We start from the raw sequence: 13,540 nt of genomic DNA, 5'->3' as shown, positions 1-13,540 counted from the left end.
TTTCGGGGCGGCGAAACCCCGAAAAACGCCCATCAACCGGCAATTTTGACCGGTTTTGGCCGCGCCTGCCAGCCCCGCGCGAGGTGCACCAGAAGCGAGGCCGCAACGCTCGTTCCCCCGATCCAGCCGAGGTCGTTGGGCGAGAGGGTGGCCAGCACCGCACCCCCTAAGGCACCGCCGATGGCGAAGCCGAGATACATCGCGGAGGCGTTGAGCGAGAGCGCGATCATTGAGGCCTGCGGCTCGATCCGGATGATGCTGGCGATCTGGGCCGGATAGAACGCCCAGCCCGAGATGCCCCAGAGGAAGATCGCGCCCAGCACCGCATAATGGGCCTGGCCGGGCATCAGCTTCAGGACCAGCGAGTGCAGGATCAGCGCGCTGGCCATGCCGGCGAGCCCGAGCGCTGCGGTGGCGAGCGAACCGAGCCGGTCGGCCAGCACGCCGCCGAGCATGTTCCCGATCGCGGCGGCGCCGCCGAACACCAGCAGCGCCAGGCTGATATGCGAAGCATCGAAGCCGAGGCCACGCAGCGGGACCGCGAAATAGGTGAATACGGTGAAGCCGCCGAGCGCCCATAAAACCGTGATCACCAGCGCGATCAGCACGTTGCTGTGTCGCGCCACCGCCAGACGGTCGCTGAGCGACGCCGTGTTGCGGGGCAGACCGCGGGGCAGCCCGAGCAGGAGGCCGGCCAGCGCCACCGCGCCGATCAGCGCGACCATCGCGAAGGTCGCACGCCATCCAAGCAGGCTGCCGACGAGGTTGCCGAGGGGCACGCCAATGACAGTCGCAACCGTGAGGCCCGAGGTGACCAGCGCCACCGCGCGGCCGCGCCGCTCGGGCGAGGCGACGGCAACCGACACCGCGAGCGCCGTCGGCATGCACAGGCCGGAGCCCAAGGCCATCAGCATGCGCGAGGCCAGCAGCAGGGCGTAGTTGGAGGCCACCATCGCCGCGAGGTTGCCGGCGATGAAGGTGGTCAGAGCCAGGGCCAGCACGGTGCGCCGATCGATATTGTTCAGCGCCACGGCCAGAACCGGCGAGCCCACGGCATAGGTGAGGGCATAGGCGGTGACCAATTGGCCGGCGGCCGAGACCGAAATTGACAGGTCGCTGGCGATCGACGGCAAAAGCCCAGCAATCACAAAGCCTTCGGTGCCGATCGAAAAGGCCGCCAGGGCCAGCCAGAACACGCTCATTGGACAATATCCCTATGTTCAACGTTTATTGAACTATTGAATGCGAAGGCAGAGGAGTCAATTGGTTCAAGAACTATTGAACATTGCGGCCGTATCGCTATGATTCCCGGATCATGAGCCGCACACCTCTCCACCCCACCCGCGAGCAGATCGAGCTGCCGATGGTGCTGGATTGCCTGAGCGATCCGATCCGGTTGGCCATCGTCTATCAGCTCGCGCAGCAGGAACGTGTCAGCAGCGAGCTCTGCTGCGGCGACTTCACCGCGCTCGCCGGCAAATCCAACCTCGCCTATCACTTCGCAAAATTGCGCGAATGCGGCCTGATGCTGACGCGCGTGGCCGGCACCAACCGCTTCATGCGGCTGCGCCGCGAGGATCTGGACGCGCGTTTTCCGGGCTTGCTCGATGCGGTGATCAGCTCCGCGGCGAAGGATGCGGAGCGGCTTCAGCTTTTGTCCGAATGTGAAACAGTTGCTGTGGATTGAGGCGGCTGAGACGAGCTATTGCGAGATCCCGTCCGTCTTCGCTTTCGCTTCGCTCCAGCTACGCCGGACACGCTTCGCCTCCGCTGGCCTAGCGTGGCGGCGCCACGCGTAGCCCCGCAGGGGCGAAGCGTGGAGACCCGGCCTGGATTTGAACCAGGATGAAGAGCGATGCACTGCTCTCGCGTAGACGCTTCCGCCACCGGGCCGCGCGGATCATGTCCGATCGAGATGCGACAAGCCACCTCAGGTAGTTGTTATGCTTAACGCACCAGCGGTGGCCGCGCGATGAAGGTCATACGCCAGCGATTGTGGCCGATATTGGTTTGGGCGCGCTGGACCGCGAAGCCGGCCGCCTTCAGCTTCGCCGTGATCTCGTCCTCGCTGTAGCGCTGCAGCCCGATCCGCGAGCGCAAGTGACGGTAATCTGACAGCGCGGTGCTGATCAGCCCGATCAGCGCATCCTTCAGGAAGCCGTGGCGCAGGCCGAAGCTGAGCAGCGCCATCACGTCGCGGCCCATGCCGACATTGGGCTGCAGGATATCACCGAGCACCAGCTTGCCCGATGGCGTCAGCAGTCGCCGGACATTGAGCAGCGCGCCGTCGAGCTCATCAGGCGTCATGTACTGCGCGACCGAGTTCATCACCACGAGGTCGATCGACTGGTCCTGCATCTTGCGGACGTCCTCGAGCGAGCGGACGCGGATTTTTGTGTTCGGGGCAAACCGCGAGATCAGCCGGCCGCGCACGCCGGGCGCCGGCTCGGCGAGGATCAGCTTGCCGCAGGCCGCGGCCACTTGGCTCGCCGACAGCGCCTCGCCGCAGGCATAGTCGAGCACGCTCGCCTCGGGCGAGGGGATGTAGCCAATGATGTCCCGCGCGATGATCTGGAAGTGCAAATCGCGATGCAGCTTGCTGACATAGATCGTATGCGTGGAGTCGTAATAATCGATCCAATCTTCCATGATATCCCGCCCGGCGGTTCCTATCTAGGAACCGCGCTGCCCGCCTTGCGTTAGGGGTGCGACGGCGCGCCGTCAATGTCCGCGTCCTAACAGGAAGGTTTATCGTGAGCAAAGCCCCCAGCAAGGTCTCTCCCGACCTCGACACCCCCACCGATCTGCAGCCCCAGGCGGTCAGCAAGGTTTCCGAGGCGCTCAACGTGCTTCTGGCCGACGCGTTCGCGCTGTACCTCAAGACCAAGAATTTCCACTGGCACATCAGCGGCCGGCATTTCCGCGATTACCATCTGCTGCTGGACGAGCAGTCCGACCAGATCTTCGCCACCACCGACCAGCTCGCCGAGCGCGTCCGCAAGATCGGCGGCACCACGCTGAAGTCAATCGGCCAGGTCGCAAAGCTGCAGACCATCAAGGACAATGACGAGGACTACGTTCCGCCGCGCGAGATGCTGCGCGAGCTGATGCAGGACAACAAGCACGTCGCGAGCGCGATGCGGAAGGCGCACGAGGTTTGCGACGAGGCCGGCGACGTCGCCAGCGCCAGCATCCTCGAAGTCTTCATCGACGAAACCGAGCGCCGGACCTGGTTCCTGTTCGAGGCGACGCGGCAGGAAGGCGGCAACGAGGCGTAATGCCGCGCTGCCGTAGGGTGGGTTAGCCGAAGGCGTAACCACCACGTCTGTCTCCGCGGAAACGGAAGAGGTGGATTACGCTGCGCTAATCCACCCTACGGCACCGTGCCCGCGGCTACCGCCACAGCCGCATCAAGGCCCCGTCCTCGCCCGTTACCGGATCGGCCGGCGGCCGCGCGACGTTCGGAATCGTCTTCAGCGCCTTGGCGTGGTTCTCCGGCGTTGCCCTTGTGATCTCCATCTTGCTTCCCGGCGGATAGGCACCGATCACGCAGAAATCGCCGCTCGCCTTGATGCACTGATGTCCGGTGCCGGCCGGCAGGATCGCGACGTCGCCGGCCTTGATCTCCAGCTCCTGTCCATGATCGCCGCCGAAGCGGACCCGCGCACTCCCGCGCGCGACGCCGAGTACCTCATGCACCGTCGCGTGGTAGTGCAGATAATCGTAGACGCCGTTGCGCCAGGTGCCGCCCCAGCTATTCGCCTCGAACAGTTTTTCGATGGTCTCTTCCGGATGACTAGGATCGAGCTTCAGCGCTCCCTGGTAGACCAGGAACGGGAGAATGTTGTTCGGCACGAGCCCATCGTCCTCGAACACGATGGCGAGCGGCTCGGCGTTGTCGCGGACGACCGACATGACGGGGCTCCGTGTAGCAACTGACCAGGACTCAAGACGGGGCAGGCGCCCTTGTTCCTGACGCCAGTCCATACGCTCGCTTGACGGAGATCAAGGCGCAGACAGCCATTCGGGGGCACGCAATTCTTAGAGGTAAAGGGATGGAACGCCATGTACGCATCTGACGTTGCGCAGCGTCATTTTTCAGCGGCCGTCGACGAGGCGGAGACGGCAGGCCTCGGGCACGAAGCCGTCTGCCGCGCCTTGCTTAGTCTGGTGATCTCGAAATATCTGGAGACGAGGTCCGTCGCCGACATTCAGGCGGAGTTGCGCTTCATCGCCGAGAATTGCGACCCCGACACGGACTTCATGTTCATGCGTCCGTGACGACGCAGCCCGGCAGGTTCGCCGCCGGGCAGCCCTTCAGTCTTACGCGCTCTTCTTCTGCCGCATCAGGTCGGCGAAGCGCTGGAACAGATAGTGCGAGTCGCGCGGACCCGGTGAGGCCTCGGGGTGATACTGCACCGAGAACACCGGCCTGCCGTCGAGCTGGATGCCGCAATTGGATCCGTCGAACAGCGAGATGTGAGTCTGCGTCGCGCCCTTCGGCAGCGTCGTCTCGTCCACGGCAAAGCCGTGGTTCATCGAGGTGATCTCGACCTTGCCGGTGGTCTCATCCTTCACGGGATGATTGGCGCCGTGATGGCCCTGATGCATCTTCTTGGTCTTCGCGCCGACGGCGAGGCCCAGCATCTGGTGACCGAGGCAGATGCCGAAGGTCGGCGTGCCCGACTTGATGACGTCCTGGATGACAGGCACGGCATATTTGCCGGTCGCGGCCGGATCGCCCGGACCGTTCGACAGGAACACGCCGTCCGGCTTCATCGCGAGAATGTCTTCGGACGAGGTCGTCGCCGGCACCACCGTCACCTTGCAGCCGACGCCGGCGAGCAGGCGCAAAATGTTGCGCTTGATGCCGTAGTCGATCGCAACGACGTTGAACTCGGTCTTGTCCTGGCGGCCAAAGCCCTTGTCCCACAGCCAGGGCGTCTCGTCCCAGGTGAAGCGCTGGCCGGACGTGACCATCGGCACGAGGTCCATGCCCTCGAGGCCGGGCCATTCGCGCGCTTCTTCCTTGAGGCCATGCAGGTCGAACTCGCCGGTCTTGGAATGCGCGATCACGGCGTTGGGCATGCCCTTGCTGCGGATCAGCGCAGTCAGTGCGCGGGTGTCGATGCCGGAGAGGCCGATAATGCCGCGCGCCTTGAGCCAGGCGTCGAGATGCTTGGTGGCGCGGTAGTTCGAGGGATCGGTGATCGCGGTGCGCAGGATCACGCCGCGCGCGCCGGGCGTCGCGGCCATGTTCACCGTCTCGATGTCTTCGTCGTTGGTGCCGACGTTGCCGATATGCGGGAAGGTGAAGGTGATGAGCTGGCCGGCATAGGAGGGATCGGTGAGGATCTCCTCATAGCCGGTCATCGCGGTATTGAAGCAGACTTCGCCGACGGCGTGGCCTTCAGCGCCGAGACCAAAACCTTCGAGCACCGTGCCATCGGCAAGCACCAGGAGCGCGGTCGGTTTATGGTCCGGCCAGGCGGTATCGTTGTCATGTTGTGTCATGAGCCCGCTTCATAAGGCCCCCACGCGCGGCCGTCAAAGCGGGAAAGGGCGGATTCACATGCGTTTTTGCATATTTGACAGCCCGCCTCCGGCACTTAAGCTTGGCCGCACAATTTCCGGCAAATTCCTGGGCTTGCGAGGCAATAATGGACCAGACCACCCCGATTCTGCTGGTTCCGGGGCTGGCCTCCTCGGCCCGGATCTATGCCCCGGTGATCCCGGTGCTGTGGCGGTTCGGCCCGGTGATGGTTGCCAACCATATCCGCGACGACAGCATGGTGGCCATCGCCGCGCGCGTGCTCGGCGAGGCGCCGCCGCGCTTCGCGCTCGCCGGCCATTCGATGGGCGGCTACATCGCGTTCGAGATCATGCGCCAGTCGCCGGAGCGGGTTTTGAAGCTTGCGCTGATCAACACCCAGGCGCGGCCCGACACCCCTGAAGCAACTGAGCGCCGCCGCGGCCTGATGGAGCGGGCGAAGCGCGGCGAGCTGCGCGCCGCGCGCGAGGAGATGTTTCCCGAACTGGTGCATCCCTCGCGCCGCGATGATGTCGCCATTCGCCGGCTCGTGCATGAGCAGGGCGAGGACGTCGGTGTCGAAGGCTATCTCCGGCAGCAGACCGCGATCATCGCGCGGGTGGATTCACGGCCGACGCTGGCAACCATCACATGCCCGACGCTGGTGCTGACAGGCGATCAGGACAACACCATCCCCAACACCTTCTCCAGGGAGATGGCGGAGGGCATTGTCGGCGCGAAGCTGGTCGTGCTGGCCAATTGCGGGCACCTGCCGCAGCCGGAGCAGCCCGAGGCAACGACACGGGCGCTGGCCGAATGGCTGGGAACTCCGGTTGTGTCGGGGGCGCGAACGGCCTAGATCAGGCGTCGGATATTCGAAGGGATCACCATCATGCTGCGCGACGACATCAACAATGCGGTCAAGGAGGCCATGAAGGCCAAGGACGAGCGCAAGCTGTCCACGCTGCGCATGGTCAACTCGACCTTCAAGAACGCCGACATCGAGGCGCGCGGCCAGGGCAAGCCGCCGCTGACGGATGCCGACCTACTCGCCGTGCTGCAGAAGATGATCAAGCAGCGCCAGGAGTCGGTCGAGCTCTATGACAAAGGCGGCCGCGCCGAGCTCGCAGCCCAAGAGCGCGAGGAGATCGCGGTGATCTCGGCCTACTTGCCGAAGCAGATGTCCGAGGACGAGGTGAAGAAGGCGATCGCAGATGCCGTCACTGAGACCGGTGCCGCCGGCATGAAAGACATGGGCAAGGTGATCGCGGTGTTGCGCGCGAAGTACGCGGGACAGATGGACTTCGGTAAGGCCAGCGGTTTGGTGAAGGCGGCGCTGTCGGGCTGAGCTGTCATTCCGGAGCGACGCGTTAGCGTCGAGTCCGGAATCTATCCTGCTGCCAGGCCTGTTGCGAAATGGATTCCGGGCTCGCGCTACGCGCGTCCCGGAATGACAGGAAAAATGGGGGCAACCGATGACCGGCGCCATCAAACCGTTTCGCATCGCCATCAGCGACGACGTCCTCGCCGACCTCAAGTCACGCCTTGCCCGCACGCGCTGGCCGGAGGCGGAGCTGGTCGACGACTGGAGCCAGGGCGCGCCGCTGCAGTGGATCCAGGAGATCTGCGCCTACTGGGCCACCGGCTACGACTGGCGCGCGCGTGAAGAAAAACTCAACCGCTTCGCGCAGTTCACCACCGAGATCGACGGGCTCGATATCCACTACATCCATGTGCGCTCGAAGGAGCCGTCCGCGCTGCCGCTGATCATCACTCATGGCTGGCCCGGCTCGATCGTCGAATTCCAGAAGGTGATCGCGCCGCTCACCGATCCCGCCGCGCATGGCGGCAATCCCGCGGACGCGTTTCATGTGATCTGTCCTTCGCTGCCGGGCTTCGGCTTCTCCGCCAAGCCGAAGACCACAGGCTGGGGCGTCGACCGTATCGCCGCGACCTGGGCGAAGCTGATGGACCGGCTCGGCTATGCGCGCTACGGCGCGCAAGGCGGCGATTGGGGCTCGGCGGTGACGACCTCGCTCGGCGGCCAGGACGCCGAGCATTGCGCCGGCATCCACATCACGCTCGCCTTCAATGCGGCGCCGAAGGTCGAGGGCGAGCCGACGCCGGAGGAGAAGCGTGCGCTCGCCGGCCTCAAGCATTACGTCGATCTCGACTCCGGCTATTCGAAACAGCAATCGACGCGGCCGCAGACACTCGGCTATGGCCTGACGGATTCGCCGAGCGGGCAGGCGGCCTGGATCCTGGAAAAGTTCTGGGCCTGGACCGATTGCAACGGCCATCCCGAAAACATCTTCGACAAGGACGAGCTGCTCGACAACGTCATGCTCTACTGGACGACGGAGACGGCGACCTCGTCGGCGCGGCTCTATTGGGAGAGCTTTGGCAAACGCCGGACCACGCCCAAGGTGAGCGTGCCGACCGGGGTTGCGGTGTTCCCCAAGGAGATCATCACGCCGGTGCGGCGCTGGATGGAGCCGAACTTCCACAACATCACGCATTGGAGCGAGATGGAGAAGGGCGGGCATTTCGCCGCATTCGAGCAGCCTGAGCTCTTCGTGCGCGATGTCAGGACGTTTTTTGCGACGGTGCGGTAAGCTGCCTCCATCGTCATGCCCGGGCTTGTCCCGGGCATCCACGGCCTTAAACTGATCGCCAAGAACAACGTGGATGGCCGGAACAAGTCCGGCTATGACGCCGAGACCGTGGAAACGCCTGACCATGCTGACCGAAGCCGCAACCTACGACGAGCTCTATCGCAATTTCCGCTGGGACGTCCCGGCGCGCTTCAACATGGCTGAGGCGTGCTGCGACCGTCATGCCGACGGCACCGGCCGCCTCGCGCTGGTCTATGTCGACGAGAACGGCGCCACCACCCGCACCTCGTTCGACGAGGTCGCCGAGATGTCGCGCCGCTTCGCCAATGTGCTGAAGGCCGATGGCCTTGTGCGCGGCGACCGCGTCGCTGTGTTCCTGTCGCAATCGCTGGAATTGCCGATCGTGCATATGGCGGCGTTCCGCTCCGGCCTGATCTCGATTCCGCTGTTCGCGCTGTTCGGCGAGGATGCTCTGGAATTCCGCCTGTCGAATTCGCAAGCGCGAGCCATCATCACCGATGAGGCGGGCTGGGAGAAACTGACGAAGATCCGCGAGCGGCTGCCCTATCTGCAGGACATCTATGTCACGAGCGGCGCCGTCCACGCCGGCGCAAAACCGTTCTGGTCAGCGATCGAAACGGCTTCCGAGGACTTTGCGACCGTCGATACCTCATGCGACGATCCCGCGCTGATCATCTACACCTCGGGCACCACGGGCAATCCGAAGGGCGCGCTGCATGCGCACCGCGTCGTGCTCGGGCATTTGCCGAATGTCGAGATGTGCCACAACTTCCTGCCGCGGCCCGGCGATCTCATGTGGACGCCGGCGGACTGGGCCTGGATCGGCGGCCTCGTCAACGGCCTGTTCGCATTCTGGTACCACGGCATTCCGCTGGTCGGCCATCGCGCGCGCAAATTCGAGCCGCAGGCGGCGATGCAGATGATGGCCGATCTCGGCGTGCGCAACGTCTTCCTGCCGCCGACCGCGCTGAAGCTGATGCGGCAGGCCGGCGTGAAGCATACAGGCGTCAAGCTGCGCAGCATCTTTACCGGCGGTGAATCGCTCGGCGGCGAGCTGCTGGGCTGGGTGCGCGAGACTTTCGGCATCGACGCGCATGAAGTGTTCGGCCAGACCGAGTGCAATCTCGTGATCGGCAGCAATTCGAACCTGTTTCCGATCCGCCCGGGCTCGATGGGCAAGGCAACGCCGGGCTTCGACGTCCGCATCGTCAATGACAAGGGCGAGGAACTGCCCAGGGGACAACGCGGCATCATCGGCGTGCGCCAGCCTTGCCCGTGTACGATGCTCGAGTATTGGCGCAATCCGGACGCGACCGCGAAGAAATATGCCGGCGAGTTCCTGCTGACCGGCGATCTCGGCGTGCAGGACGAGGACGGCTATTTCTGGTATGTCAGCCGTGAGGACGACGTCATCACCACTGCCGGCTATCGCGTCGGCCCGTCCGAGATTGAGCACACGCTGATGAAGCATCCGTCGGTGGCGATGGCTGCCGTGGTCGGCGTTCCCGATCCGATCCGCACCGAATCGATCAAGGCCTGGATCGTGCTGCGCCCGGGCTTCACCGGCAGCGATGTGCTCGCACGCGAGATCCAGGAGTTCGTGAAGGTGCAGCTCGCCGCGCACGAATATCCGCGCTTCGTGGAGTTCGCCGAGACGCTACCGATGACGGCGACAGGAAAAGTGCTGCGGCGTGAGCTGCGGGCGAAGGGTTAGCTTCCGACAATGCCAAAGACCTCTCAAGCCGCGGGGCTTCATCGCGCTTCGCTCGACAAGCTGCACGATCTCGATGCGGCGCTGGAGCTGATGTATTACGGCTGGCGCGGGATGACGCTGGAGGCCGATGAATATCTTGCGCAGCAGGGCCTGTCGCGCCCGCACCATCGCATCCTTTACGTGGTCGCGCGCCGGCCGGATATCGCGATCGGCGCGCTGATCGAGACCCTCGGCATTTCCAAGCAGGCGCTGAATAGACCGCTCAATCTGCTGACCGAGCGCAAGCTGGTCTCATCGAAACGGTCGCCCGAGCAGCATCGTTCAAAACTGCTGCGCCTGACGGCCGCAGGGCAACGCATCGAGCAGAAGGCATCGGATCACGAACGCAAGGTCATGCGCGAGGCGTTCAGCCGCGTCGGCACATCCGGCGCCGCGGCCTGGATGGCGGTCATGGAGGCGATCGCCGACGGCAACTGACGAAATTCTCAAGTCAATATAGTTGACATGAGAAGCGAGCTTTGCCACTTTCCCGGCAACGAGCCAGGGGAGGGCCGCGTCATGAGCGCACAGAAAATGGATCGTGCCGCGGCCGAACGCTTTGTCGCGGCATGGTGCGCCAACTGGTGCAAGGTCGACATCGACGCCGTCGTCGCGCATTTTGCCGACAGCGCGCAGATGCGCAGTCCTCTGGCGTTGTCGCTCACCGGTTCGCCTGTCGTCACCGGCGCCGAGAACATCCGCGCCTATTGGCGGGAGGCCTATGGCCATATCGAAAGCGCCGATCTGAAGATCCTGAGCTGGAGCTGGGACGAGGTGATCGCGCGGCTGACGGTGTGGTGGCAGCTCGGCGATGTCAGAGCCAGCGAGTTCATGGATTTCGACGCTGCGGGCCGCGTGGTGCGCAGCGAAGCCTTTTACGGAAAATGACCATGCGCCTTTCGGATATCGTTCTGCTTCTCAATTCGCTCTGGTTCGTGGGCGCCTTCATCCAGTTCAGCATCGCCCAGCGCAACACGCTGAAGATTTTGCTGCCGCGGGAAGAGCGCGGCAATCCGATCGCGCCGACGCTTGCGGCCAGCGTGGCGTTCCTGGGCGGGATGAACCTGCCGATCGGCTTGTTGTCGTTTTATCTTCTGGCTGCACGCCCGCTGTTCTTCCAGCCGGTCGAGGCGCAGCTTGCGCTGTTCCTGTTCTTCTCCGCCTGCCATTTCAGCCAGTTTGTCTACAACGTTCCCATTCTGATGCGCGGTGGACGCGTCGGCGTCGCCTATTGGCCGGTGTTGAACGGCCCGATGCTCCGGATCTTCGTCATCGACGCGGCCCTGTTCGCGGCCAATCTCGGCGTGGCGCTTCGGCTTACGCTGTCGTCCTGACGTCAGCCGGGCGGCGCCGACAGCGCGGACCGCAGCAGCGCGGCAAGATCCTTCCGCTTGAACGGCTTTGTCAGGACACGGGCATCGCCGACACCGTCGGGCGTCTTGACGGGATTTTGGCTGTAGCCGGAAGTGAAGAGGACCTTCAGCCCAGGCCGAAGCGCAATTGCCTGCCTCGCAAGCTCCGGCCCGAACATGCCGCCGGGCATCACGACGTCGGTGAACAGCAGGTCGATATGTCCGGGCTGGCGCAGCAACTCCAGCGCCGCGGGGCCGTTCGACCGCGTGATGACGTTGTAGCCGAGCGCCTTCAGCTCGCTTTCGACATAGGCCCGCACCATGTCGTCGTCCTCGACGACGAGAATGGTCTCGCTGCCGTCGGCGGCCGTGGTCCGCTCCGCTGGTAGCGGCTCTTCGGCGGGCGGCTCTGCAAGTCGGGGAAAGAACAGTTTGACGACGCTGCCGCGGCCCGGCGCGGACTGCATCTGCACCAGGCCGCCGGACTGCCGCACGAAGCCGTAGACCATGCTGAGGCCGAGCCCGGTCCCCTTGCCGACCTCCTTGGTGGTGAAAAACGGCTCGAAGGCGCGGCTCGCGACCTCGGCGGTCATGCCGGTGCCGGTGTCGGTCACGGCCACCATGACGTAGTCACCGGGCCGCGGTTCGCCGTTGACGTCCAGGTCGGATTCACCGAGCGCAATGTTGCGCGCTTCAACCGTCAGCTTGCCGCCCTCGGGCAGGGCGTCGCGCGCGTTGAGCACGAGGTTGAGCAGCGCCGTCGCGAGCTGGCCGGGATCGACGCTGGTCATCCACAAATCGGCATCGAGCGCGAAGGTGCATTCGATGTGCTCGCCCAGCGACCTGCGCAGCAACGGCTCCAATTCGAGCAGCTTGCCGGCGACGTCGATGTCGCGCGGTCGCAGCGGCTGCTTGCGCGCGAAGGCGAGCAGGCTCCGGGTCAGGTCGGAGCCGCGCTCCGCGGCGGTCGCGATGTCGCCGGCGATCCGGTGCAATTCCTTGTTGCCCGCCAGCCGGTCGGCGAGATGCTCCGAATTGCCGAGAATGACGGTCAGGAGATTGTTGAAATCATGCGCCACGCCGCCGGTGAGCTGGCCCATGGCTTCCATCTTCTGCGATTGGCTGAGCTTCTGGTTGAGGTCCGCGATGGCCGCGCGCTGCTGCTGGAGGGATTCGGCGGTGTCGTTGAGCAGCGTCATCAGCCCGCCGAGCTCGCCGCGCGGATGAGGCGGCGGAATGCGCGCGCTGAGATCGCCGAGCCCGAGCCTCTTGGCCATCGCGGCCAGCCGCCCGACCTGTCGTCCGACGCCGACGGTCGCAAGGATCCAGACGCCGGCGAGCAGCAGCAGCGAGGCCACGGCAAGGATCGCCACGTCCTCGTAAAGCCGGCGGTTCGCTGCCGCGACGAGGCCATCCTTGGACCGTCCGACCAGGATATAGAGGCCGGCCTTGCGGATCGAGGGCGAGCGGGAAACGGCCCAGACCTGCGTGCGGCCCTCACGATCAGTGACCTCGCGCGACGCCTCGCCTTCGGGCGCTGCCGCGAAGCGGAGCAGATCGGAGCCCGCGATCGACGCGCCGACGGGCTGGCTCCAGCCGCTCTTGGGCGCGACCAGTACCGTCCCCTTGCTGTCGACAAGCAGGATGTCCTTCTCGGCGAGCAGCCGCTTGTCGTGAAACTCCGCGAATTTGTTCAGGTTGAACGAGGCGAGCAGCACGAATTTCAGCGCACCCGCATCCGATCGCACCGGATAGGCGATCTGGAGCACCGATAGTCCGGTCAGGCGGCCGAACACCGGCTCCACCGCGACGACGCCTTGCAGACCCTTGACCTGCTTGAAATAGCCGCGGTCATTCAGATCGAGCGTGCGGTTGGTCCGCAGCGAATCGCAAAACAGGCTGCCGTCGGGATCGATGGTCAGGATACCCGTGAATTGCGGGTATTCCTCGCGCACATCCGACAGGAACGCCGAGCATGCCGCCTTGTCGCGCGTGTCGAGGTCGCGGGCACGGGCGAGGCCATAGTGAAGCTGGGCGGTGCCCTGGATCTTCTCCCCGAGATCGCTCGCAATGTCGTCGGCGGACGCCGTCAGATTGGCCAGGGCCGCGTTGATCTCGCTGGTCCGGTTCTGCATGAAGCGCAGGCCAATGAGGCCCGCCGGCACCAGCATGGCCGCGATGACGAGGATCAGTAGCCGGGTACGCAAGCTCATCTGTCGGGCGGGTCCGCTCTTCGCGCGTATTTGTTCGAAGGTACAATTTGCGGCAC

General features: G+C 64.7%; 15 protein-coding genes. 10 read left to right on the top strand and 5 right to left on the bottom strand.

All coding sequences use genetic code 11. The annotated features are described in order from the left end of the window. Positions 1–32 precede the first annotated feature (32 nt). Positions 33–1,202 carry an MFS transporter gene (locus tag RAD16_RS29050; protein ID WP_458161255.1) on the bottom strand — a complete coding sequence of 390 codons (1,170 nt, stop codon included), beginning with the start codon at positions 1,200–1,202 and terminating at the stop codon, positions 33–35. A gap of 113 nt (positions 1,203–1,315) precedes the next feature. Between RAD16_RS29050 and RAD16_RS29045 the strand changes: the two genes are divergently transcribed. Further along, a complete protein-coding gene (locus RAD16_RS29045; protein ID WP_458161254.1) occupies positions 1,316–1,687 on the top strand; it encodes an ArsR/SmtB family transcription factor in 372 nt (123 codons plus the stop codon). A gap of 260 nt (positions 1,688–1,947) precedes the next feature. Here the strand turns inward: RAD16_RS29045 and RAD16_RS29040 are convergent, their stop codons facing one another. Further along, the gene (locus RAD16_RS29040) at positions 1,948–2,649 is read right to left on the bottom strand and encodes a class I SAM-dependent methyltransferase (protein ID WP_458161253.1); all 702 of its coding nucleotides are present in this window, start codon (positions 2,647–2,649) and stop codon (positions 1,948–1,950) included. A 104-nt stretch (positions 2,650–2,753) separates the two neighbouring features. Between RAD16_RS29040 and RAD16_RS29035 the strand changes: the two genes are divergently transcribed. Continuing rightward, positions 2,754–3,278, top strand: a complete 525-nt coding sequence (locus tag RAD16_RS29035; RefSeq protein ID WP_458161252.1) for a Dps family protein — start codon at positions 2,754–2,756, stop codon at positions 3,276–3,278. A gap of 115 nt (positions 3,279–3,393) precedes the next feature. Here RAD16_RS29035 and RAD16_RS29030 read toward each other — a convergent pair whose 3' ends face one another. After that, positions 3,394–3,915 (bottom strand): hypothetical protein, encoded by a 522-nt coding sequence (locus tag RAD16_RS29030; RefSeq protein WP_458161251.1) that lies wholly within the window; start codon positions 3,913–3,915, stop codon positions 3,394–3,396. Positions 3,916–4,065: 150 nt separating this feature from the next. Between RAD16_RS29030 and RAD16_RS29025 the strand changes: the two genes are divergently transcribed. Next, entirely contained in the window at positions 4,066–4,281 is a 216-nt protein-coding gene (locus tag RAD16_RS29025) for a hypothetical protein (RefSeq protein ID WP_011090107.1), read from the top strand. 42 nt (positions 4,282–4,323) lie between these two features. Here the strand turns inward: RAD16_RS29025 and carA are convergent, their stop codons facing one another. Further along, positions 4,324–5,514, bottom strand: coding sequence for a glutamine-hydrolyzing carbamoyl-phosphate synthase small subunit (carA, locus tag RAD16_RS29020; protein WP_458161250.1), 1,191 nt, complete (start codon positions 5,512–5,514; stop codon positions 4,324–4,326). Between the two features lie 146 nt (positions 5,515–5,660). Here carA and RAD16_RS29015 point away from each other — a divergent pair, with 146 nt between their 5' ends. The 7 genes from RAD16_RS29015 to RAD16_RS28985 all read left to right on the top strand — a co-directional run bounded on the left by RAD16_RS29015 (position 5,661) and on the right by RAD16_RS28985 (position 11,253). Continuing rightward, positions 5,661–6,389, top strand: coding sequence for an alpha/beta fold hydrolase (locus RAD16_RS29015; protein ID WP_458161249.1), 729 nt, complete (start codon positions 5,661–5,663; stop codon positions 6,387–6,389). Positions 6,390–6,422: 33 nt separating this feature from the next. Further along, positions 6,423–6,878 (top strand): GatB/YqeY domain-containing protein, encoded by a 456-nt coding sequence (locus RAD16_RS29010; RefSeq protein ID WP_458161248.1) that lies wholly within the window; start codon positions 6,423–6,425, stop codon positions 6,876–6,878. Positions 6,879–7,005: 127 nt separating this feature from the next. Continuing rightward, positions 7,006–8,145, top strand: coding sequence for an epoxide hydrolase family protein (locus tag RAD16_RS29005; RefSeq protein WP_458161247.1), 1,140 nt, complete (start codon positions 7,006–7,008; stop codon positions 8,143–8,145). A 124-nt stretch (positions 8,146–8,269) separates the two neighbouring features. Beyond that, on the top strand, positions 8,270–9,880 hold the full coding sequence (locus RAD16_RS29000) for an acyl-CoA synthetase (protein ID WP_458161246.1): 1,611 nt from the start codon (positions 8,270–8,272) through the stop codon (positions 9,878–9,880). Positions 9,881–9,889: 9 nt separating this feature from the next. Then, positions 9,890–10,357, top strand: a complete 468-nt coding sequence (locus RAD16_RS28995) for a MarR family winged helix-turn-helix transcriptional regulator (protein ID WP_458161245.1) — start codon at positions 9,890–9,892, stop codon at positions 10,355–10,357. A gap of 81 nt (positions 10,358–10,438) precedes the next feature. Continuing rightward, positions 10,439–10,807, top strand: coding sequence for a hypothetical protein (locus RAD16_RS28990; protein ID WP_458161244.1), 369 nt, complete (start codon positions 10,439–10,441; stop codon positions 10,805–10,807). Between the two features lie 2 nt (positions 10,808–10,809). Next, positions 10,810–11,253 carry a hypothetical protein gene (locus RAD16_RS28985; RefSeq protein WP_458161243.1) on the top strand — a complete coding sequence of 148 codons (444 nt, stop codon included), beginning with the start codon at positions 10,810–10,812 and terminating at the stop codon, positions 11,251–11,253. Between the two features lie 2 nt (positions 11,254–11,255). Here the strand turns inward: RAD16_RS28985 and RAD16_RS28980 are convergent, their stop codons facing one another. After that, positions 11,256–13,484 (bottom strand): ATP-binding protein, encoded by a 2,229-nt coding sequence (locus tag RAD16_RS28980; RefSeq protein WP_458161242.1) that lies wholly within the window; start codon positions 13,482–13,484, stop codon positions 11,256–11,258. Between the last annotated feature and the right edge of the window lie 56 nt (positions 13,485–13,540).

The organism is Bradyrhizobium sp. 18BD (genome assembly GCF_054185225.1).
This window is presented reverse-complemented; position numbering and strand designations above follow the sequence as displayed.